Here is a 21,319-nt window from a genome sequence, read left to right as displayed (position 1 = left end):
CGCGGGGACGGTGGTTACGGCGGCGGCCACGGCGGCACCTGCCCCGTCACCAACACCGCTCAGGCCACCGCGACCGACACGCAGGGCGACACCGTCACCAGTAACACCGCCACCGCCACGATCCAGGTGAGCAACGGCGGTGGTAGCCACGACGGCTACGGCTCCGACGGCTACGGCCACGACGGTTCCGCGCACGGACGGGGGAAGCAGGCGGCGAAGTCCGCGTAATCCAGGCGCCGTTGCCGATCTGATCACTGTGCCCCGCTCCCGACACCAGGTCGGAGCGGGGCACAGCCATGTCCGCTACGGCTACAGCTTGGCCTTCGCGGTCTCCGGCGTGCCGGGCCGGGGCAGCGGGGCGCGGCGGGCCAGCAGACAGCCGCCCAGCGCGGCGCCGAGACCGGCGAGCCCGGCCGCCGCGAAGCCGCCCGCCGGGGCCGAGGCGTCGATCGCCACCCCGATGACCGCCGAGCCGAGCGCGAAGCCCACGCTCTGCGCCGAGGAGTGCAGGCCCATCGCCTCCCCCCGTACGCCGGGCGGTGCCAGCCGGGCCAGCGCGTCGGCGAGCGCGGAGAGCGTCGGGGCGGTGAGGAAGCCGGTGGGGACGACGGCCAGGCACAGCCACGGCCAGTCCCGCGCCAGTCCGGCGGGAACCGTCACGAGCCCGAGCAGACCGAGCAGCAGCCATATCGGCAGCGGCCGGGCCCGCACCCCGTACAGCAGCCCGCCGGTGACCGAGGCGACGGCGAGCACCGCCACGACCGCCGACGCCCACGCCACCTGGTCCGACGCCTGGAGGGTGGCGACGATGGCGAGGTCGACGCCGCCGAGCAGCATCGTCGTACCGAGCACCATCGTCAGGACGGCGATCATGCCGGTGCCGAGCCACTCCCGCCGCCGGGGCCGGCCCGTGTCCGTACCGGCGCCGGGGCCGGGGCCGGGGCCGGTGGACTTCCCGGCGCGAGGGGCCGTAGCTTCCGTCGCTTCCGCCGCCGCGCCGGAACCGGGCTGGGTCCGGCCCTGGTCCTGTCCCTGGCCCTGGCCCTGATCCGCCGTCTCGGACGCGGCGCGCAGGGGCGGGTCGAGGAGCGCGATCCCGAGGCCGCCGACGACGATGGCCGCGCCCACGCCCCACACCACCTTCCCCGGGGACGTCTGCGCGGCGCAGAGGATCACGACGGCCGGACCGACCATGTACGAGAGTTCGCCCTGCACCGACTCCAGCGCGAACGCGGCCCGGCGCTGGCCGGCCGCCGTCATCGCGGCGATCCCCTGCCGGGTCACCGACGACGCGGGCACCATCAGCGCGCCCGCCACGAAGGCGGCGGCGAGGAGCGCGCCGTACGGCAGGACCGGTACGGCCAGCCAGAACACGGCCTGTACGGCGACCGTCACCAGCACCACGGGGCGCAGCCCCCAGCGGTCGATCACCCGGCCGAGCAGCGGTCCGCCGAGCGCGAGACCGGCGGTCAGCGAGGCCACGACGGCGCCGGCCGCCCCGTAACTCAGCCGCAGACCGAGGACGACGTACATCGTCAGCGCCATGGCGTCGGCGGTGATCGCGGTGCGGGCGAGGAAGGAGACGCCCAGCAGGGACGCCATGCCCGGCACGCCGAGGATCTGTCGGTATCCGATTGCGGTTCCGGTCACCCGGACGACGCTAGGTCCCCGGGGACGGGCAGGGGCAACGCTGTTTCACGGGTTCGTGATCATCACTCGTTCGGCGGCCCTGGTGGGGCGGGGCGGGCGCGGGCGGGCCCGGCGGGGAAACAGAACGGCCCGCCGACCAGTGGTGGCCGGCGGGCCGTCCCGCCAAGAAGGTCCCCGGGCGATACGTCGTATCGCCTCCTTTCCCTCACCCGGTGTGTGTCACATCCCTGAGAAACGCACGTGCCGATGACATCGACGGCATCGACGACATCGGCGGACGACGGTGACGACCCCGCGCCCCGCTACGAACCAACACACCGCAAACCACATGCAGAGCAGCAACCATGCAACACGTATGCGGGGAAAGGGGTCGTTCCGTCCCGTACATCCTGAGTCTTGACCCGTCGTGGTCCCGGCTACTCCACCCGCTCTTCTGGTTCACCCCACCGAGTGAAAGCCGTTCGTTCAGCCGCCGTCTCTCCCCGATAGCGCTTAGAACTGGCAGGCGCCCCTCGCGTCGAGCGGGGGGCGCTTTGACGACGAATTCCATCCAGGAGCGGCAGACATGGCGGAGCGCCAGAACGGCACCGTGAAGTGGTTCAACGACGAGAAGGGCTACGGCTTCATCACCCCGGAGAACGGGGCTGATCTGTTCGTCCATTTCCGTGCGATCGAGGGCAACGGCTTCAAGTCCCTGAAGGAGGGCCAGTCGGTCACCTTCGAGGCCGTCCAGGGCCAGAAGGGCATGCAGGCCGACAAGGTCCAGGTGGCCGGCTGACCCGTCGGCACCGATTCCGGCACCACTGCGCCGCCTGTCGCCCCGGGCCCGGGGTGACGGGCGGCGCAGTGGTGTCCGGCAGCGGGCGCGGTGGCGAGAGGTCGCCGCCGCCGGTACGCGGACGGGCGGGCGCTCGTTGTTCCCCACGACCCCGGCCGGGGCGGCTTCACCAAGGCGGGGCAAGGCAAGAGCAAGGGCGAGAGCAAGAGCAAGGAGAGGCATATGACGGACATCGACACGGCCACCCAGGTGGGCGCACCGGTACGAGAGGGCAGCCCGGACTCGGCGGTCGACCGGGTGGCCGACTTCTACGGCGCGTACCTCGACGCCGTCGACGACGGCACCGACGACCTGAGCGACCGGCTCCGCGCCCACTACCTCACCGAGGACCTCCAGCAGCGGCTGGCGGCCTGGGAAGAGGCCAACCACGCCGACGGCGTGCTGCGCGCCCAGGACGTGCCCACGCACTGGGAGGTGCGCTACCACGACTCCGGCGCCGGGCACCTGTTCACGACGGTCACCTTCACCTGGGGCACCGGCCCCGACGCCGGACACACCCGGCTCGCCGTGCAGAGCGACCTCTCCACCAAGCTCATCTCGGACATCGAGGACGCGCCGGCCGGGGCCTGACCTCGGACGGGAGAGGGTCCGCCCGCGAGGTGGGTTATTCGCTCGCCCGCCGGTCGCGGCCGTGCTCTGATCGCCGGATGACCTTCACCTTCGAACCAGAGCTGGTACGACGCTGGGCGCGCGGCTGGACCCTGGCCCGCTCCCTGCCCGAGGCGGAACCGGTCGAACCCGCCGGGGACGGGCTGCGGTCCGAGTTCCGCCAACCCGGCCGCGACGTCACGGTGTTCGCGCTACGGGCGGACGAGGCGCCCGAGTCCGTCGAGCGTCTGGCGGCGACCGTCGCCGCGGCGCGGCGGACCACCTGGCTGCATGTGCCGACCCGGCGGCCCGGTGCCGTGGAAGCCGTCATGGACGCCGCCGGGCTCGAACTCCTCTTCCGTTCCGAGTGGTTGATGGCGACCGACCTCACCGCGCACCCCCGTCACGCGCCCGTGGCGCCGTACGAGCGCGAGGTGCGCACCGAGGGGCCGGTCACGGTCGTGTCCCTGTACGACCCCTCCGGAGCGGTCGCCGCGCGCGGCACGATCGCTGTCTCCGGCACCGACGCGATCGCCGACCGCATCGAGACGGACGCGGCACACCGGCGGCGCGGCCTGGGCCGCGCGATGATGAGCGCGCTCGTGGAGACCGCCGTATCGCAGGGCGCCCGCACCGGCCTTCTCGTCGCCAGCGAGGAAGGGCAACTCCTCTACTCCGCCCTCGGCTGGCACCACGCGGCCGACGTCCTGGTCGCCCAGGGGCCGGCGGTCGCCGCCGCCACGGTCGGGTAGGGCGGGGCCGTCAGGGGCAGGCGCGGCCACCACCGGGGGCGCGGTCGTCCACGGTGCGGTGGCCGCCACGCCGTCCGGCACGGCCCGCCGGGGCCCGCCGAGGCCCGGACCCCCGTACCCGGCCTCGGCCCCACCTCGCACCCGCCTCGCCCCCTGTGGAGCGGCTGCCGCCGCCGGCACGACCCGCCGGACCTCACGCGGGCAGATTGCCGTCGCCGCCGAGGTTGGCGACCATGCGGCGGAGCACGTTGACGGTCGTCACGAAGTCGGCCGGGTCCACGCCCTCGTGGGTCTTCTGGAGCACGGGCGCGAGCCGTTCCCTGGCCCGGGTCCGGCCGGCCTCCCCCGCCTCGGTCAGCGCCATGGCCCCGGTGGCGGCGTCCTCCGTGAGCCAGCCGCGCGCGACGAGGTCGTCGTAGACCCCGTCGAAGCCGATGCCGAGATCGTCGTACTTCTCCAGCCGCGCGGTCAGCGTCGCCCGGGTCCACTTCCCCGGCCCGCCGGCGGCGTGGTTCAGCGTCCACCAGTGCGGCTGCGTCAGCTCCTCCACCGCCAACTGCTCCCGGATCGCCCCGATCACCCGCCGCGCCACCTCGGCGGTCCAGGCCCCGATGGGCTGCCCGGCCAGCTCCTCGTGCGTGTACTCCTTGAGCTGCCCGCTCATGTCATGCCTCCAGAGATCGTCAGGATGCGACGACCGTAAAACCTCAACTCGACTTGAGATCAAGAGGCTTGACCGTCCCGGCGGGGATCTCCTGCCACTCCGCGCCTCACCCTGCCAGGGCGGACGACATGGGCCCGGCCGACCCGGCCTAGCATCGGCCGCATGGCGACCTTCGTACACCTCACCCCCGCCGACCGCGTGGCACGTGTCCGCCGGAACGGCATACGTGCCGTCGGCGAGGGCCGGGGCAGGGGGCTCGGGCGAGCCCGAGGGGTCTACCTGTTCCCCGTCCTGCCCTCGTACACGCTGACCCACCAGTGGCTGCGCGAGCTGTCGCGATTCCACGGATCCGGCGAACTCGTCGCCGTTCACGTGAAGTTGCCCGACGAGGAGCGGGTAACCGTGGGGCGGTACAACGCGCGGGATCCGGAGGAGACGACGGCGGCCGGCGCGGTGGGGCAGGTGGCCGGGCTGGAGGATCCGCGCGGGTGGGAGGTGTTCCTGCCACGGGCCGTCACACGGGGTGAGGTGCGGGCCGTCCGCGCCGTACGCCAGGTGAACGGGTGGCGGTACTGGCCCGGCGCGCACGGCACCACCCCTTGCACCTGCCAGGGATGCCGGATCCGGGGCGAGTACGGGTCGCGGCGGCTGCGGGAGCGCCGGCCCCACCCGTTCGACGGGCCGCCGCCCGCGCCGCGCGTTCTGCTCGGCCGGATCGAGGCAGCCGAGCGGGCCGGGGACTCGGCGGCACTGTGCGCGACCCTGCAGTGGTACGGGATGCGGCGGCGCGGCCCCCTGGAGCGGCTGGCCCGGCTCACCGGGCACCCCGACCCGACCGTACGGACGGCCCTCGTCGAGGCGGTGGCGTGCTGGTCGACGCCCGGCGTGGACGCCCTGCTCGCCACCCTGGCAGGGGACCCGGACGGCGGGGTGCGCGAGGCGGTCGGTGACGCGTGCGAGGAGCGGGAAGAGCGGCACCTGGCATCACGTGAGGACGCATAGGTGCCATTCGGGGCATATCGACTGGCTCTCCCGGTCGGGGTCATGTCTCCTGGACGCGAGGAAGCGCCTCGCGCCTCCCTCACCCTCACCCCTGCCCTCGACACCGGAAGGATCTTCCGCATGCGCGTGATCACCCGCACCGCCGCCGCCCTCGCCCTCGCCGTCCCCGCCCTGATCGGTCTCTGCGGCCCGGCCGCCGCCGACGGCGACCTCGGGGGCCTCGACGCCTCGTGGGGCACCGGCCAGTTCGTCGCCAACGAGAGCGGAACGGGGATGGGTGGCACGCAGTCGTCCGTCTCCCCCGACGGCGTGTCCCACACCGACTTCTTCGTCTGGTCGGACGACACGGGCGTGGCGGGAGCGTTCTCCGGCGGGGGTGCCAGTTGGTCCAACGGGTGACGTGAGCGCGAGGAGGGCCGGGGGCGACCCCGGCCCTCCTCGCGTTCCCGGGCGCACCACTCCACCGGACAGGGCCGTGGGGACGCGGCCGACCGACCAGGGGGCGCCGGGCGTCCGAACAGGGGGTGTCCGAACAGGGGGTGTCCGTTGAGCGAACGCCCGTGACCGGATTTGCGTCTTGACGGTCACTTGTACCGGGGTCGAACATTCGTCACACGCTGCACCGCGCGTCAAGCCGCGGCCCGGCGCACCCGTACGACATCGCACAGCTCCGCACAGCAACAACGCCTCGCGCACCACCCGTGTCGCGAGGCGCTCGCACGTTCCGTCCCATCCCCAGTTCGGAATCCGGAGCCCCCACACATGAAGATCTCCGCGAGACTTTCCGCAGTCCTCGCCGCGTCCGCGCTCGCCGTGGGCGCCTTCGCCGCCGCACCCGCCGGCGCGCAGCCGGCCGGCGCCACCGGCGCCCTCGCCGTCACCCCGCCCGACATATCCGTGGCGAACGTCAAGCAGCACCTCACCGACCTCCAGTCGATCGCCACCGCCAACGGCGGCAACCGGGCGCACGGCCGTACCGGCTACAAGGCGTCGGTCGACTTCGTGAAGGCGAAGCTCGACGCGGCCGGATTCACCACCACGCTCCAGCAGTTCACCTCCAGCGGCGCCACCGGCTACAACCTGATCGCCGACTGGCCGGGCGGCGACACGAACCAGGTCGTCATGTCCGGCGCGCACCTCGACTCGGTGACCGCGGGCCCCGGGATCAACGACAACGGGTCCGGCTCGGCGGCGATCCTCGAAACGGCGCTGACCGTCTCCCGTACGCAGTACCAGCCCACGAAGCACCTGCGGTTCGCCTGGTGGGGCGCCGAGGAGCTGGGCATGGTCGGCTCGAAGTACTACCTCAACAACCTGCCCACGGCGGACCGTTCCAAGATCAGCGGCTATCTCAACTTCGACATGATCGGCTCGCCGAACCCGGGCTACTTCGTCTACGACGACGACCCCACCATCGAGCAGACCTTCAAGACCTACTTCGCGGGCATCGGCGTCCCCACGGAGATCGAGACCGAGGGCGACGGCCGCTCGGACCACGCGCCGTTCAAGAACGCGGGCATCCCCGTCGGCGGGCTCTTCTCGGGCGCCGACTACATCAAGACCGCCGCGCAGGCGCAGAAGTGGGGCGGTACGTCGGGTCTCGCCTTCGACCGCTGCTACCACGCGTCCTGCGACACGCTCGCGAACATCAACGACACCGGTCTCGACCGGCACTCCGACGCCATCGCGTACGCCGTGTGGACCCTGTCGGGCACAAGCAGCACCCCGCCGACGACCGGCAAGGTCTTCGAGAACTCCACCGACGTGTCGATCCCGGACGGCGGCGCGGCGGTGACCAGCTCGGTCACCGTCACCGGCATGACCGGCAACGGGCCCGCCAACCTCCAGGTCGGCGTGGACATCGTCCACACGTGGCGCGGCGACCTCAAGATCGACCTCGTCGCCCCCAACGGGACGGTCTACGCCCTGAAGTCGGCGAACATCAGCGACTCGGCCGCCAACGTGCAGACCTCGTACCCGATCAACGCGTCCGCCATTCCCGCCAACGGCACCTGGACGCTGCGGGTGCAGGACATGTACACGGGCGACAGCGGCTACATCAACAACTTCAAGCTGACGTTCCCGTAAGAGACTTCGCCCCCGGAGGCGTCTTCACCTCCGGGGGCTCGTCCGCCGCCGGTTCGTTCGCCGGCGCATTCGCCGGTTCGTCCACCGGCACCTCCGCCGACGGCTTCGCGCGGCACCTCATGAACTCCCGGGTGGGTCGGTGACCATGGACCCGACCCACCCGGGCCCCAACTTCCCTGACGCCGCCGGGTGTTACTTGGCGGCGTTCCCGGCGTTCGCGGTGTCCACGAGCTTCTTCGGGGTCACCGCGCCGACGTAGACCCGGCCGTCGTCGGTCATGAGGACGTTGACGATCTTCGTCTTGAAGACGGTGCCGTGCCCGAACGTGCCGCTGACCTTGTCGCCGAGGCCGTCCAGGAAGCCCTGGACCTCCTTCGGTACGTCCTTGGTCTCCGGCACCTTGGCGCCGGTGTCGAGCTTCGCGATGGTGGTCCAGCCCTCGCCAACGATCTCCGGGTGGTTCAGACCGTCCTTCCCGGCCTCCCCGCCCTTGCCGTCCAGACCGGGGACGCCCAGGAGCGAGCCGAGCGGGCCGCCGAAGCCCTTGTGCATGCCGTCCGGCAGCTCGTGCTTGCCGTCCTTACCGGCCTTGCCATCCTTGCCGAACGGGCCGAAGCCGTCCGTCTTCTCCCCGGCGCCCTCCGTCACCTTGGCGCCCTTCGGGGCCTTGAAGTCGAAGGCCGACGCCTCCGGCTTGCCGAAGTCCACCTTCGTGAAGCCCGCGTCGACGACCGGCTTGCCGCCGTCCACCGAGGACAGCGTGAACTTCAGCGGGGTGCCGGTCGAGGAGTCCACCGCGATCTTCACCGAGTCGACCATCGAGCCGCTCTGCTTCGGCTTGATCACCAGCTGGTACGCGTCCCGGCCGGCCACCTTCGCCGTACCGCCGACCTCGATCGAGGTGGTGTCGCCCGCGGCCTTCAGGACCTGGTCCGCCAACTCCTTCGGGGCGGTCGGCATGCCCTCGGGGGCGCGCTCCTTCTTATGAGCCTCGCCCTTGTCGCTGTCCTCGCCCTTGCCCTTGCCCTCGGCGAACGCCGCGCCCTTCTGGTGGAAGGCCTCGTGGGACTTGCTGTCGTACGCCCAGACCTCGTCGCCGTTGTGGACCAGGGTGTACTCGTCCGAGCCGTCGAGCACCGTCAGACGCTGCCGGTCCGGGCCGTCCGCCGCGACGCGCAGCGTGTGCGAGCCGGACACCAGCTCGGTCAGCTTCGCCGACGGGTCGGCGCCCGCGGCGCCGCCGCCACCGCCGGTCAGGGCGCCGGACGGGAGCATCCCGGCGACGGACGGCAGGCCGAGGTCCGTGCTGATGGTGAAGGTGCCGGACAGGGTCTGCGTGTCCGACGCCGCGATCTTCTCTATGAGCTGCTGTGCCGTGACGTCGGGCAGATTCGGGTCGCCGGACGCCGCGAGTGCCGGGACGAGACCGATGGTCGCCGCGGCCACTCCGGCCACCGCGACGGGAACGATGTAACGGCTCGCCTTGCGCTGCGCTGCCATGATGTGCGCCACCTCCGTGTCCTGCGTGGTCGATGTCTCCATCCCACCAGGGCACGGACGCGGAATCGTCAGCCGCGGGGCGCAACCCCGCATACCTCTCCAGGATGACCTCACCCGGAGATCACCCCGCCGTTCGACTACCGACGGAACCGGTGAACCGGCAAGCGGAGGAACAGACTTGTGGCACCGGATCCGTCCACATCGCGCGGCCACGTGGCCGGTTCGCACACGGTCGGTGCGCATGTGGGCGGTGCGCACATGGCCGATTCACACATGGTCGGTCCGCACATGGGCCGTCCGCATGTGGGCGGTACGCACACAGCCGGTCCGCACATGGCCCGCCCGCACATAGGCGACGCCCCCATAGGCGCCCCGCACGCGGGCGCCCCGCGCGCGATCACCTCGCACGGTCAGCCCGCGCGGTGCACCACCGCGTCGCACATCTCCGCCAGGGCCGCCTTCGCGTACCCCTCGGGCAGCGGCGCCAGCATCGCGCGCGCCTCCTCGGCGTACCGCAGCGTGTCCTGCCGGGCCCGCTCCAGGGCCGGGTGGACCCGCAGCCGGGCGAGGGCCTCGGCGTGCCGGGCGTCGTCGGTCAGGTCGCCGTCGATGAGGGCGAGCAGGTCGAGGTCCTCGGGCCGCCGCTCGGCGGCGGCCGCGGCGCGCAGGTAGAGCACCGGCAGGGTGGGCACGCCCTCGCGGAGGTCGGTGCCCGGGGTCTTGCCGGACTCGTGGGAGTCGGAGGCGATGTCGAGGACGTCGTCGGCGAGCTGGAAGGCGACGCCGAGCCGCTCCCCGTACTGGGTGAGGATCTCGACGGCGGACTCGTCGGCCCCGGCCATCATGGCGCCGAAGCGGCAGGAGACGGCGACGAGCGAACCGGTCTTGCCGCTGAGGACGTCGAGGTAGTGCGCGACCGGGTCGCGGCCCTCCTGCGGGCCGGCGGTCTCCAGGATCTGGCCGGTCACGAGCCGCTCGAACGCCTCGGCCTGGATCCGGACGGCCTCGGGGCCGAGGTCCGCGAGGGTGTGGCTGGCGCGGGCGAAGAGGAAGTCGCCGGTGAGGACGGCCAGCGAGTTGCCCCAGCGGCTGTTGGCGCTGTCGACACCGCGCCGTACGGCCGCCTCGTCCATGACGTCGTCGTGGTAGAGCGTCGCGAGGTGGGTCAGTTCGACGACGACGGCCGAGGGCACGACGCCCGGGGCGTAGGGGTCGCCGAACTGGGCCGCGAGCATCACGAGGAGCGGACGGAACCGCTTGCCGCCCGCCAGCACCAGGTGCTGGGCGGCCTCGGTGATGAACGGCACCTCGCTCTTGGTGGCCTCCAGGAGGCCGGCCTCCACGGCGGCCAGACCGGTCTGGACATCGGCTTCGAGAGCCTGGTCCCGCACGCTAAGACCGAACGGCCCGACGACGGTCACGAGGGGATCTCCTGTCTGCTGAAGCCTGGCTACTGCGCTGTCCGTACGGACGCCGACACTCGCACGTCACCCGGATGGTCACTCGGATTGTCGATGTGTCGGTCGATTCACTCAAGCCAGCGTATCCGGTCATGTTTCGATCACTGTGGGCACCCGCCCGTCGCCCTACATGTCTTTGATCACATAATCTGCCAATAAATGAGCGTTTTGTTCTCACTGCTGCACGGTCGCCGCGCGGACCCGGCGGAGCCGGTACGACGGCCTCCGTTTCCGGCCCTCGGCCCGGGGTGGGACAAGGGCGAGACGGTGGCGCGGCGGGGGTCGGGCGGACAGGGGGGCGGAGCCGCACCAGGGGCCGGACGCGCGGACCGGATCCCCGTCCACGCGGACAAGCCACCCGCGACCCGGCCGAGATCCGTCCACTCTCCTGCGGTACCGGTGTTGACGTACGCGTCCACGGAGCGGCCCACCCGGAGACCGGACGACCCCCGCCCCCATGCCGCCGGCCGTGCGTCGCGAAGAGCGCAGGCATCGCACGCTCGGCACGAACACTGTTCGGATTGCGGTGTCTTGCCCGTCACCCACGGTATGTTCCTGATCATCTGATACGACCAAGAGCACGTATTTTGTCCCGACCGTCAGTCGACCCGAGCCCGAGCCCTGAGTACCGAGTCCTGAGTACCGAGGTGACCCGCCGATGACGAAGATCCGCACCGACTTCCCCTACGACACCCGCCACGAGGATCTCCGGATCCCGCTGCCGGACGGGACCGGGCTGTACGCGCGCGTATGGCGACCGCTCACCGACACCCCCGTACCGGCACTGCTCGAATACCTGCCGTACCGCCTCACCGACCGGACCGCGGCACGGGACTGGCAGCGCCATCCCTGGTACGCGGGCCACGGCTACACCTCCGTACGCGTCGACGTACGCGGCCACGGCAACAGCGAGGGGCTGCCCGGCGACGCGTACGACGCCGTCGAACTCGCCGACGGTGTCGCCGTCGTCGAATGGCTCGCCGCACAGCCCTGGTGCGACGGAAACGTCGGCATGCTGGGCATCGGGTGGGGCGGCTCCAACGCGCTCCGGATCGCCGCCCTCGCGCCCGAGCCGCTGAAGGCGGTCGTCACCGTCTGCTCGACCGACGACCGCTACGACGACGGCACGCACTACCTCGGCGGCTCCGTCCTCGCCGCCGGCATGCCCGCCTGGGCCGCGACGCTGCTCGCCTTCGCCGCCCGCCCGCCGGACCCCCGGTACGCGGGCGAGAAGTGGCGCGCGATGTGGCTCGAACGCCTGGCGGCCCTGCGGCCCTTCCTCCCCACCTGGCTCGCCCACCAGACCCGCGACGCCTACTGGCGGCGCGGCGGCGTCCGCGAGAACCACTCCGCGATCCGGGCCGCCGTGCTCGCCGTCGGCGGCCGGCACGACCCGTACCGCGACACCGTCCTCCGGCTCGTCGAGTACCTGCCCCAGGACCGGGTGCGCGGCATCATCGGGCCCTGGGCGCACCACTATCCGGACCGCGGGCTGCCGCCCGGCCCGGCGATCGGCTTCCTTCAAGAGACGCTGCGCTGGTGGGACCACCACCTCAAGGGCGTGGACAACGACGTGATGGCCGAACCGCTGCTGCGCTCGTGGATCAGCGCGTCGCACCCGCCCGCCACGGTGGACGAAGAGCCGGCGGGTCGCTGGGTCACCGACCCGGCCTGGCCGTCGCCGCACGTCACGCCCGTCGCGTACGCCCTCCGGGGCGTGCCGGTCGTCGTGGACTCGCCGCAGCACACCGGGCTGGACGCGGGCCGCTTCCTCCCCTGCGGCGACGACGGCGACCCGCCGCCCGACCAGCGCGCCGAGGACGCCTACTCGGCCTGCTTCGACTTCCCCGTTCCGGGAGCGGGAGCGGGAGGGGAAGAGGGCGGGGGCGGGGGTGAGGCAGGGGGCGAAGGCGGGGACGGGCGCGGGGCGGCGATCGAGATCCTGGGGCGGCCGGCGGTACGGCTCTCGCTGCGCGCGCACGCGCCGACCGGGCAGGTCGTGGCCCGGCTGTGCGACGTCGCTCCCGACGGCACGTCCACCCTCGTCACCCGCGGCGCGCTCAACCTCTCGGCCCGCTACGGCCGGGACCGGGCCGTCGAGGCGGATGTCGGCGCGTGGGAGGACTACGTCTTCGAACTGAACGGCACCGGCCACGCCTTCCCGCCCGGCCACCGCATCCGGCTGGCCGTCTCCTCCGCGTACTGGCCCTGGCTGTGGCCCCAGCCCGACACGGGTGGTTTCACCCTGGACCCGGCCGGTTCATCGCTCACGCTGCCCCTACGCGCGCGTACGGAGGACGCGGTCGAGTTCGGCGAACCCGAGCAGGCCGCGCCGCTGGGCGTGAGCCGGCCCGCCACCCTGGAGGAGCCCCGGCCGGAGCGGCTGGTGGTGCGGGACGTCGCGAAGGGCGAGTGGCGGCTGGAGGACGGCCCGCGCCGCGGAGGAACCCGGGTCCATCCGGACGGCCTGGAGTTCACGGAGGACGCCGTCGAGACGTACACGATCGACGAGAAGGACCCGCTGTCCGCCCGTACCCGGTCGCGGTGGTCGATCCGGCTGCACCGGCCCGAGACGGCCTGGGACGTACGGATCGAGACCCGGTCGGAGATCGCGTGCGACGCGGACGCGTTCCTGACGTCGGACGAGGTGATCTGCCGGGAGGGCGAAGAGGTCGTGTTCCACCGGACTTGGGAGGAACGGATTCCGCGGACGGCGGGGTGAGCCGGGCGCCGCCCGGCCGAGGGCCCGTGCGGCGGGCGTCATCCACCGCACGGGCCCAGCGCAAAGGGGCTGTTCCGGAATTCCGGAACAGCCCCTCGCGCACTGCTTCAGCTCACCGGCTCTTCACGAGCGCGGGTACGCGCACGAGCCGTTCGCCTCGGTTCGGCGATCAGGCACCCATGCCGGCCTTGCGGCGGCGGACCATCACCATCGCGCCCGCGCCCAGGACCACGGCCGCGCCGCCCGCGAGGGCGAACGGGAGGGCAGACGGGCCGGCGCCGGTGTTGGCGAGGCTGCCGCTGGAGGTGGTGTTCACCGGGGTGGTGGAGGTGCCGCCCTGCGGGGTGCTGTTGCCGTTCCCGCTGTTCGAGCCACCGGTGGAACCGTTGTCGCTGTGACCGCCGTTGGTGCCGTTGTCGTTGCCGGAACCGGGCTTGGCGGGCTTGCCGATCCGGAAGGTGGCCTGGGAGTACTCCGTGGCCTCCCCGCACGAGCCGTCGGCGCTCACTCGCGCTCCGAAGCCCATGACCATGCCCTCGCCAGGCGTGGCCTTCGAGTTGACATCGACCTTCAGCTTGAAGTCGAAGGACTTGCCGCCGGCCAGCTTGGCGCCGCTGCTGAAGAAGCCCCCCTCCTCCTCCTCGTCGCCGAGGACGACCGGCTGCCACTTCGGGCTGTTGACGGAGGACCACGAGACCTTGAGGTCGTCGGACCACACGTCCGTCCGGAACGCGACCGCGCCGCCGCCGACCTCTTCGAAGGTGGTGGTGCCCTTGTTGGTGATCCGGAAGGTGAACACGCCGCTGGAGCCGGGGGCGATCTTGCTCGGACCGGTGAGGGACGTAGAGAGATCCTTGTCCACGACGCAGTCGTCGCCCTCCAGCGCCTTCTCGGCGTCGGCGAGGGCCTTCTTCGCCGTGTCGAGCGCCTTCTTGGCCTCGTCCATGTTCTTCTCGGCGGCCGAGATCGTTTGGAAGGCTGCAGCGCGCGCGTTGGCCAAGTCGGTCTTCGCGGCGGTAGCCGCGGCGGCCTTGGTGTCGGCGGTGACCTTGGCGGCGTCGGCGTCGGTCTTGGCAGCGGCGGCCTTGACCTTGGCGGCGTCGACGGCCTCCTTGGCCTTGGTCGACTCCTCCTCGGTGGCCTCGTCGGACAGTTCGGCCAGCGCCTTCTCGGCGTCGGCCAGCGCCGCGTCCGCGGTGGCCAGAGCCGCGTCTGCGGCGGTCTTCGCGGCGGCCGCGTCCTTGGACGCCTGGAGGGCTTCCTTGGCGGCGACGGCCAGCGGGTGCTTCTCGTCCTTCAGGATGACAAGGGCGTCCGCAGTCGCCTTCGTGTGCGCGGCGACAGCCGCTTCGTACTTGGCCTGAGCGGCCTTGACCGCCAGTTCCAGCTGCTCGATGGGCGCGTCGACGGTCTGGCTCGCACCGGTGGCCGGCTTGGTGTCGGCGAACGCGGGCACGGCGGAAAGGAACAGAGCCGGAGCGGTCACGGCGGCGGCCACGGCGGTCGCGGCAATACGACGAATCTTCACAAGGGACCTCTTCTGGTCGGACGAAGAAAATACGGCCAGTTGTATGTAGGTGACTGCGCCAGCGGGTCAACTCACGCGGCGCGGCGTCCCGGTAATCGTATGACTGGAATAAGGCTGCGAAATAGGCGCATTGAGGCGTGTGGCGCTGGCATATGTCGACACGATGACTTCACTCGAGTCGCATATGCCGCACACCGGGACAGTTGCCCACGGAGGCCGCACTTTCTGTGTGACTCATGTCATCTGCTCCTCGGCGCCGCATCGGCGGCAAGGACGGGCGCTCCCGACACTCCCTCAGCCCTCTGCCGCTGGACGGAACCGCTGGTGGCACTGGAGTGGGCGACAGTCGGGGCATTCGCGCCGGAGTGACGGCCGGGGCCATCTGGGCACGGTCGAGACGTACACGGCCCACGGGACGGACTCGGCGCCCACCCCTGGCCGCTGGAAGCGGAAGGGCCGTATTTCACTCGGCGCGGGAAGAGTCAATTCCACATGCGGTGGGCCGTCGAGTCAAGCGGCTGACCGAAAGTCACTACCGCTCCACAGAAAGAGAATTACATGCATGATCCAACGAGATGAGGGGCCGTCCCGGAATTCCGGAACGGCCCCTTCTGCGCTGCTTCAGCTCAACGGCTCTTCACAAGCCGTCCACATCCGCGCTCAGGCGCTCGTGCCCGCCTTGCGGCGACGGACCATCACCATCGCGCCCGCGCCCAGCACCACGGCCGTACCGCCCGCCAGAGCGAACGGAAGCGTGGAGGTGCCCGCGCCCGTGCTCGCGAGGTTGCCGCCGGTGGAGGTGGTGTTCACCGGGGTGGTGCCGGAACCGCCCTGCGGGGAGCTGCTGCCGTTCCCGTGGCTGCCCGAACCACCGGTGGAACCGTTGGTGTCATGACCACCGTTGGTGCCGTTGCCGTTGCCGTTGCCGTTGCCGGAACCGGGCTTGCCCGCCTTGACGACGTCGAACCAGGCGGACTGGCTGTCGGACCGGCCGCAGGTCGTCTCGTCGTTCCTCCACTCGGCGAACGTGGTGATCGTGCCCTGGTCGAGAGCGGACTTGGCGTCGATCGAGAACTTCAGCTTGAGATCGACGGACTTGCCCGAGGCCAGGGCTCCGATGGAGAACGCCTGCCCCTTTGCCGGAACCGGCTTCCACGCGGAGCTGCCGGCGAACGCCCACTCCATGGGGAGGGCCTCCGTGCGCCCGCCCTCGCGCCCGAAGACGTCGGCGTAGACGGAGACCGCCTTGAAGGAGGTGCTGCCCGCGTTGGTCAGGCGGTAGGTGTACACGGCGCTGGAACCGCGCGCGATCTCCTTGGCCCCGGTGAGGGCGGCGGTGAATTCCCCGCTCTTCCAGGCGCACTCCGGCTGCGGCTCGGGCGGCAGCGTCTCGCCGCCCTCCTCGGCCAAGGCCGAGGCGAGCGCCGCCTTGGCCTCGTCCAGTGCCTTCTCCGCGTCGGCCAGCTTCCGCTCGGCCGCTCCCGCGACCCGGGTGACGGCGACCTGCCAGTCCACGTAAGCATCGCCCGCGACCTCGGCCTCGGCGGCCTTGGTGTCGGCGGTTGCCTTGGCGGCGGCGGCCGTGTCCTTGGCGGTGTCGACGGCCTTCCGGGCCTCGGCCTTCTCCGCCTCGGTGGCATCCTCGGGCAGCGCGGCAAGATCCTGCTCGGCCTTGATGACGGCCGCGTCGGCGGCGGTCTTCGCGGCAGCCGCGTCCTTGGACGCCTGCTTGGCCTTCTCGGAGGCCACGGCCAGCGGCTGGGTCTTGTCCTCCAGGTACGCGATGGCCTCGTCGCTGGTCTTCTTACGGACGACTACCGCCTTGTCGTACTCCGCCTGGGCATCGGCGACCGCCTGCCTCAGCTCCTCGACGGACTTCTGGGCGGTCTGGCTCGCACCGGCGGCCGGCTTGGTGTCGGCGAACGCGGGCGCGGCGGAAAGGAACAGGGCCGGAGCGGTCACGGCGGCGGCCACGGCGGTCGCTGCGATACGACGAATCTTCACAGGGGACCTTTTCTGGTCGGACGAAGAAGCAATAAAGCCAGTTGTCTGAGGGGGGGCCGCACCAGCGGGTCAACTCACGCGGTGCGGCATCGCGTTCATCGTAGGGCGGCGAAATGTTCACAGAAGGGGGGGTGCGGACGCGCGCGGCTCCGGCATATGCCAAGAATCCGGTCAGTTGCCCACGGAGGCCGCACTTTCTGTGTGACACATGCCATTCACCCGCTACGGACCGCCCACACGGCACGAGGCCGCCCCGGCTTCCCGGAACGGCCCCGTGGTCACTGTTTCAGCACGTCACGCGCATGCTCAGGCGCTCGCGCCGGCCTTCCGCCGACGGACCATCACCATCGCGCCCGCGCCCAGCACCACGGCCGTACCGCCCGCCAGAGCGAACGGAAGCGTGGACGAACCGGCACCCGTGCTCGCGAGGTTGCCGCCGGTGGAGGTGGTGTTCACCGGGGTGGTGCCGGAACCGCCCTGCGGGGAGCTGCTGCCGTTCCCGCCGCTGTTCGCGCCACTGTTGGAACCGCTGGAACCGCTGCCGCCCTGACCACCGGTGCCGGAACCGGGCTTGCCAGCCTTGACGACCTTGAAGGTGGGCCAGGTGTCATCGAAGGACTCGACGCAGGACTTGTCGTCGTTCCAGCCCATGACCTCGGTGTAGAGCCAGCCCTTGGTGGCCGTGGTCGTGGCGCCGATCGAGACCTTGAGCTTGAACTCGAACGACTTGCCCGGGGCCAGCCGGGCACCGCTGCGGAGCGGTCCGGTGGGCCGGACCTCCTTCCACGACGGGCTGGTGGAGGAGGACCACTGCAGGGAGAGGTGATCCCCCTTCTTGGCGTGATCCAGGGAAGCGCCGACAAAGCCGCCGACTTCGGCGTACGAGGTGCTGCCCGCGTTGGTCAGGCGGAGCGTGAAGACCCCGCCGGAACCGACGGCGATCTCCTTCGGCCCGGTGAGGGAGGCACGGAAGTTCTTGTCGAGGGAGCACCCCGAGCCTTCCTCGCCTGTCGTGCCCTCGGCGGCCTTGAGCGCCCTCCTGGCCTCGTCGCGCACCGCCTCGGCGGCGTCCCGGTCCTGTTCGGCCAGGTGCATGGCCCGGGCGGCGGCGACGCGCGCGTCGTCGCAGGTCTTCACCGCGGCGGCGGCCTTGGCGGTCGCGGTGGCCTGGGCGGCGGTGGCGGCGGTCTTCGCGTCCGTGACCGCCTGCTCGGCCTGGGCCTTCTGCTCGTCGGTGGCGTCCCCGGGCAGTGCGGCCAGATCCTGCTCGGCCTTGACGACGGCCGCGTCCGCGGCGGTCTTCGCGGCGGACGCGTCCTTGGACGCCTGAACGGCCGCCGCGGCGGCGACCGCCAGCGGGTGGTCGTCCTTGGTGACGGCCTCCACCGCGGCGATGGCCTCTCCGAATGCCTTCTCGGCCTTGTCGTACGCGGCCTGGGCGGCGGCGAGCTCCTGCTTCAGCTCCTCGACGGACTTCTGGGCGGTCCGGCTCGCACCGGCGGCCGGCTTGCCGTCCGCGAACGCGGGCACGGCGGAAAGGAACAGAGCCGGAGCGGTCACGGCGGCGGCCACGGCGGTCGCTGCGATACGACGCATCTTCACTGGGGACCTTTTCTGGTCGGACGAAGAGATTCAGCCTGCGGCGTGGGGGGCCCGCGCCGGCGGAAGGACTCACGCGGCGCGACGCTGCGGCAATCGTATGACCGTAATCAGGGCGTGGAGTAAGGGCGTTACGGCGCGGAAGTGGCATAGGACGACACGACACTCCCGCCGCCCTGGCATATGCCAAGAATCCCGGCAGTTGCTCACAGAGGCCGCACTTTCCGTGTGACACATGTCATCCGCGTCTCGGCGCCGGACCCGTAACGTGTCCCCCAACACACCAGGAAAGCGAGGTCAGCACGATGTCCACGCCGATGCCGAAGCCTGAGCGGAGCCCGCTCGACCTGCCCGAGGGCGACCCCTTCGGCCCGCACAACCTGCCCTACGGCGTGTTCTCCACGGCCGACGAACCCGAGCGACGCCGGCTCGGCGTCCGGATCGGCGGATACGTCCTCGACGCCGGCGCCGCCGCCCACGCGCTCGGCTCCCCGTACTCCACGCTGCTCGACCAGCCCAGCCTCAACCCGCTGCTCGCGGCGGGCCGCACCGCCTGGCGCGACGTGCGCCGCGCGCTCACCGGCTGGGTGACCGTCCCCGCGCACCGGCCCGTCGTGGAGCCGCTGCTGCACCCGCTGGACACGGTCACGCTGCACCTGCCGTACGAGGTCGCCGACTACGTCGACTTCTACGCCAGCGAGCACCACGCCACCAACGTCGGACACATCTTCCGCCCCGACGGCGACGCGCTCACCCCCAACTGGAAGCACCTGCCGATCGGTTACCACGGCCGGGCGGGCACCGTCGTGGTGTCCGGCACCGATGTCGTACGGCCCGCCGGGCAGCGCAAGACGCCCGGCGACCCGGCACCGGTCTTCGGCCCGTCCGTCAAGCTGGACATCGAGGCGGAGGTCGGCTTCCTCGTCGGCACCCCGTCCACGATGGGCAGCCCGGTCGGCCTCGGCGACTTCCGCGAGCACGTCTTCGGTCTGACGCTGCTCAACGACTGGTCGGCGCGCGACATCCAGGCGTGGGAGTACGTGCCGCTCGGCCCGTTCCTCGGCAAGTCCTTCCAGACCTCCGTCTCCGCGTGGGTGACCCCGCTGGAGGCCCTGGACGCGGCCCGGGTCGCGCCGCCGGCCCGGGACTTCGCGCTCCAGCCGTACCTCGACGACTCCGGCGAGGACGAGCCCGGCGGCTTCGACCTGCGGATCTCCGTCGCGATCAACGGTGAGGTGGTGGCCGAGCCGCCGTTCTCCACCATGTACTGGACGGCCGCCCAGCAGCTCGCCCACATGACCGTCAACGGCGCCTCGCTGCGCACCGGCGACCTCTACGGCTCCGGTACGGTCTCCGGCCCCGAGGTCGGCCAGCGCGGCTCGCTGCTCGAACTGACCTGGAACGGGCGCGACCCGATCGACCTGGAGGGCGGCAAGCGCACCTTCCTGGAGGACGGCGACGAGGTCACCCTGACCGCCTGGGCCCCGGGCCCGGACGGCACGCGGGTGGCGCTCGGCGAGGTCACGGGACGGATCGCCCCGAACGCCGGCTGACGGCCCGGGGCCGAGAGGCTGACGACCGCAGGCCGCCAGGCCGCCAGGCCGACGGGCGTACGTGAACGGCCGAGGGCCCGCTCCCGGAAAGGGGGTGGGCCCTCGGCCGTTCTTCCGCGCACGCCCCTCCGCACTCCCCCCGAACGAGGGAAGCCTGGTAGAGGCACCCCGGCCGCGCGGTACATACCCGCGTGTGGCACCCATCCGTGCCGGCCGCGCGGCCACCCGTCCGGATGTGCCCGCGGCACCGAAGACCTCACCAGGAGAACCGATTCATGTTGAGGACCAGCCGTGCCCGGCGCGGGCTCGTCTCCTCCCTCGCCGGCCTCGCCCTGGCCGCCGGCACCGTCACGGGCCTCGGCACGCTGGGGACCACCGCCGCGCACGCGACCACCCCGCCGCCGGCGGCCGGCGCGGCCGACGTACCGCCGTCGGACGCCGTCCCCCTCCCCCACCGGACCGCCGAGACCGCCCTCTACGCCGCGATGCGCCAGCTGTGGGCCCAGCACGTGCACTGGACGTACTCCACCTTCGAGGCCTTCTTCCACAACCCGGCCGCCCTCCAGCCGACGGCGAACCGGCTGCTGCAGAACCAGCACGACATCGGCGACGCGCTCGCCCCGTACTACGGCCGCGCCGCCGCCGACCAGCTGACCGATCTGCTGATCACCCACATCAACGACGCCGTCCCGGTCCTCCAGGCCCTGAAGGACGGCAACGCCACCGCCCTGAAGAACGCGACGGCGGCCTGGTACGCCAACGCCAAGCAGATCGCGGACTTCCTCTCCGCCGCGAACCCCCATCACTGGCCCCGGCCGGTGATGGAAGCGGCGTTCAAGACCCACATCACGCAGACCGGCGTCTACGCCACCGACCTGTTCCGCGCCGACTACACGAAGGCGATCACCGACTTCGACGCGGCGGAGGAACACATGGAGATGGTCTCCGACCTGCTCAGCAAGGGGATCGTGGCCCAGTTCCCGGGCCGCTTCACCCACTAGCCCCCACCACCTCCACCCACCCCGCACCCCCCTCAAGCGGGAGGGGTGCGGGGTGGTGCGCAGACGACGGGCGGGAGCGGGGGACGGGAAGGGGGTCGTGTTCGAAACGTAAAGCGTGATGTGTGGCGCGGAGGAAGGGCGCTTCGCGCACTACACAGGTCATCCGCGCCGTAAATCATGCAGTGCAGAACACGACCCCCGCACCGGCCCACGCGCACCCACCCAGAACCCCAGCGCACCACCCCGCAATCCCGAACGCCCCCCTCCAACACCGCCGGCGTCCACAACATCGAGTGGGGCGGGCACGTCTACCTCTGTACCGGGCCACGCCGCCCCTGGGGTGACATCCGGCCCGGACTGCGGCATGACA

General features: G+C 71.7%; 17 protein-coding genes. 10 read left to right on the top strand and 7 right to left on the bottom strand.

All coding sequences use genetic code 11. The features are described 5' to 3' along the window. The coding region (locus ABZ990_RS07935; RefSeq protein ID WP_361226981.1) for a hypothetical protein at positions 1 to 228 on the top strand (228 nt) is incomplete at its 5' end. 81 nt (positions 229 to 309) lie between these two features. Here ABZ990_RS07935 and ABZ990_RS07930 read toward each other — a convergent pair. Beyond that, positions 310 to 1,650 carry an MFS transporter gene (locus tag ABZ990_RS07930; RefSeq protein WP_361226978.1) on the bottom strand — a complete coding sequence of 447 codons (1,341 nt, stop codon included), beginning with the start codon at positions 1,648 to 1,650 and terminating at the stop codon, positions 310 to 312. Positions 1,651 to 2,215: 565 nt separating this feature from the next. On the opposite strand from ABZ990_RS07930, the gene ABZ990_RS07925 reads away from it, so the two are divergent. The 3 genes from ABZ990_RS07925 to ABZ990_RS07915 all read left to right on the top strand — a co-directional run bounded on the left by ABZ990_RS07925 (position 2,216) and on the right by ABZ990_RS07915 (position 3,828). Continuing rightward, entirely contained in the window at positions 2,216 to 2,428 is a 213-nt protein-coding gene (locus tag ABZ990_RS07925; protein WP_361226976.1) for a cold-shock protein, read from the top strand. A 222-nt stretch (positions 2,429 to 2,650) separates the two neighbouring features. Next, positions 2,651 to 3,058 carry a hypothetical protein gene (locus ABZ990_RS07920; protein WP_361226973.1) on the top strand — a complete coding sequence of 136 codons (408 nt, stop codon included), beginning with the start codon at positions 2,651 to 2,653 and terminating at the stop codon, positions 3,056 to 3,058. A 77-nt stretch (positions 3,059 to 3,135) separates the two neighbouring features. Further along, positions 3,136 to 3,828 carry a GNAT family N-acetyltransferase gene (locus ABZ990_RS07915; protein WP_361226970.1) on the top strand — a complete coding sequence of 231 codons (693 nt, stop codon included), beginning with the start codon at positions 3,136 to 3,138 and terminating at the stop codon, positions 3,826 to 3,828. A gap of 193 nt (positions 3,829 to 4,021) precedes the next feature. On the opposite strand, the gene ABZ990_RS07910 is transcribed toward ABZ990_RS07915, so the two are convergent. After that, positions 4,022 to 4,492, bottom strand: coding sequence for a MarR family transcriptional regulator (locus ABZ990_RS07910; RefSeq protein WP_361226967.1), 471 nt, complete (start codon positions 4,490 to 4,492; stop codon positions 4,022 to 4,024). 162 nt (positions 4,493 to 4,654) lie between these two features. Between ABZ990_RS07910 and ABZ990_RS07905 the strand changes: the two genes are divergently transcribed. The 3 genes from ABZ990_RS07905 (at position 4,655) to ABZ990_RS07895 (ending at position 7,582) form a co-directional block, all read left to right on the top strand. Next, on the top strand, positions 4,655 to 5,494 hold the full coding sequence (locus ABZ990_RS07905; RefSeq protein ID WP_361226964.1) for a HEAT repeat domain-containing protein: 840 nt from the start codon (positions 4,655 to 4,657) through the stop codon (positions 5,492 to 5,494). Between the two features lie 120 nt (positions 5,495 to 5,614). Then, positions 5,615 to 5,893 (top strand): hypothetical protein, encoded by a 279-nt coding sequence (locus ABZ990_RS07900; RefSeq protein ID WP_361226961.1) that lies wholly within the window; start codon positions 5,615 to 5,617, stop codon positions 5,891 to 5,893. Positions 5,894 to 6,256: 363 nt separating this feature from the next. Further along, positions 6,257 to 7,582 (top strand): M28 family peptidase, encoded by a 1,326-nt coding sequence (locus ABZ990_RS07895; RefSeq protein WP_361226958.1) that lies wholly within the window; start codon positions 6,257 to 6,259, stop codon positions 7,580 to 7,582. Positions 7,583 to 7,774: 192 nt separating this feature from the next. Here ABZ990_RS07895 and ABZ990_RS07890 read toward each other — a convergent pair whose 3' ends face one another. Together ABZ990_RS07890 and ABZ990_RS07885 are read right to left on the bottom strand one after the other, a co-directional pair. Beyond that, the gene (locus ABZ990_RS07890; RefSeq protein WP_361226955.1) at positions 7,775 to 9,124 is read right to left on the bottom strand and encodes a DUF2092 domain-containing protein; all 1,350 of its coding nucleotides are present in this window, start codon (positions 9,122 to 9,124) and stop codon (positions 7,775 to 7,777) included. Between the two features lie 368 nt (positions 9,125 to 9,492). Continuing rightward, on the bottom strand, positions 9,493 to 10,503 hold the full coding sequence (locus ABZ990_RS07885) for a polyprenyl synthetase family protein (RefSeq protein WP_361226953.1): 1,011 nt from the start codon (positions 10,501 to 10,503) through the stop codon (positions 9,493 to 9,495). Positions 10,504 to 11,200: 697 nt separating this feature from the next. On the opposite strand from ABZ990_RS07885, the gene ABZ990_RS07880 reads away from it, so the two are divergent. Beyond that, on the top strand, positions 11,201 to 13,264 hold the full coding sequence (locus ABZ990_RS07880) for a CocE/NonD family hydrolase (protein WP_361226950.1): 2,064 nt from the start codon (positions 11,201 to 11,203) through the stop codon (positions 13,262 to 13,264). Between the two features lie 169 nt (positions 13,265 to 13,433). On the opposite strand, the gene ABZ990_RS07875 is transcribed toward ABZ990_RS07880, so the two are convergent. From ABZ990_RS07875 to ABZ990_RS07865, 3 genes are all read right to left on the bottom strand, one after another. Next, positions 13,434 to 14,792, bottom strand: coding sequence for a peptidase (locus ABZ990_RS07875; RefSeq protein ID WP_361226947.1), 1,359 nt, complete (start codon positions 14,790 to 14,792; stop codon positions 13,434 to 13,436). A gap of 660 nt (positions 14,793 to 15,452) precedes the next feature. Then, entirely contained in the window at positions 15,453 to 16,796 is a 1,344-nt protein-coding gene (locus ABZ990_RS07870; RefSeq protein WP_361226944.1) for an LPXTG cell wall anchor domain-containing protein, read from the bottom strand. Between the two features lie 306 nt (positions 16,797 to 17,102). Then, positions 17,103 to 18,392 carry an LPXTG cell wall anchor domain-containing protein gene (locus ABZ990_RS07865; protein ID WP_361226941.1) on the bottom strand — a complete coding sequence of 430 codons (1,290 nt, stop codon included), beginning with the start codon at positions 18,390 to 18,392 and terminating at the stop codon, positions 17,103 to 17,105. Between the two features lie 320 nt (positions 18,393 to 18,712). On the opposite strand from ABZ990_RS07865, the gene fahA reads away from it, so the two are divergent. Both fahA and ABZ990_RS07855 read left to right on the top strand, forming a co-directional pair. Then, a complete protein-coding gene (gene fahA / locus ABZ990_RS07860) occupies positions 18,713 to 19,948 on the top strand; it encodes a fumarylacetoacetase (RefSeq protein WP_361226938.1) in 1,236 nt (411 codons plus the stop codon). 275 nt (positions 19,949 to 20,223) lie between these two features. Next, the gene (locus ABZ990_RS07855; RefSeq protein WP_361226936.1) at positions 20,224 to 20,949 is read left to right on the top strand and encodes a hypothetical protein; all 726 of its coding nucleotides are present in this window, start codon (positions 20,224 to 20,226) and stop codon (positions 20,947 to 20,949) included. Positions 20,950 to 21,319: the final 370 nt, after the last annotated feature.

Origin of the sequence: Streptomyces sp. NPDC046203 (assembly GCF_040646255.1) — a bacterium.
Taxonomy (GTDB): domain Bacteria; phylum Actinomycetota; class Actinomycetes; order Streptomycetales; family Streptomycetaceae; genus Streptomyces.
This window is presented reverse-complemented; position numbering and strand designations above follow the sequence as displayed.

Excerpts from the sequence above, each read along its gene's own strand:
- ABZ990_RS07910 (WP_361226967.1), bottom strand. The coding sequence starts at position 4,492 with ATGAGCGGGCAGCTCAAGGAGTACACGCACGAGGAGCTGGCCGGGCAG.
- ABZ990_RS07915 (WP_361226970.1), top strand. The coding sequence starts at position 3,136 with ATGACCTTCACCTTCGAACCAGAGCTGGTACGACGCTGGGCGCGCGGC.
- ABZ990_RS07905 (WP_361226964.1), top strand. The coding sequence starts at position 4,655 with ATGGCGACCTTCGTACACCTCACCCCCGCCGACCGCGTGGCACGTGTC.
- ABZ990_RS07925 (WP_361226976.1), top strand. The coding sequence starts at position 2,216 with ATGGCGGAGCGCCAGAACGGCACCGTGAAGTGGTTCAACGACGAGAAG.
- ABZ990_RS07920 (WP_361226973.1), top strand. The coding sequence starts at position 2,651 with ATGACGGACATCGACACGGCCACCCAGGTGGGCGCACCGGTACGAGAG.
- ABZ990_RS07880 (WP_361226950.1), top strand. The coding sequence starts at position 11,201 with ATGACGAAGATCCGCACCGACTTCCCCTACGACACCCGCCACGAGGAT.
- ABZ990_RS07855 (WP_361226936.1), top strand. The coding sequence starts at position 20,224 with ATGTTGAGGACCAGCCGTGCCCGGCGCGGGCTCGTCTCCTCCCTCGCC.
- ABZ990_RS07900 (WP_361226961.1), top strand. The coding sequence starts at position 5,615 with ATGCGCGTGATCACCCGCACCGCCGCCGCCCTCGCCCTCGCCGTCCCC.
- ABZ990_RS07895 (WP_361226958.1), top strand. The coding sequence starts at position 6,257 with ATGAAGATCTCCGCGAGACTTTCCGCAGTCCTCGCCGCGTCCGCGCTC.
- ABZ990_RS07865 (WP_361226941.1), bottom strand. The coding sequence starts at position 18,392 with ATGCGTCGTATCGCAGCGACCGCCGTGGCCGCCGCCGTGACCGCTCCG.
- ABZ990_RS07890 (WP_361226955.1), bottom strand. The coding sequence starts at position 9,124 with ATGGAGACATCGACCACGCAGGACACGGAGGTGGCGCACATCATGGCA.
- fahA (WP_361226938.1), top strand. The coding sequence starts at position 18,713 with ATGCCGAAGCCTGAGCGGAGCCCGCTCGACCTGCCCGAGGGCGACCCC.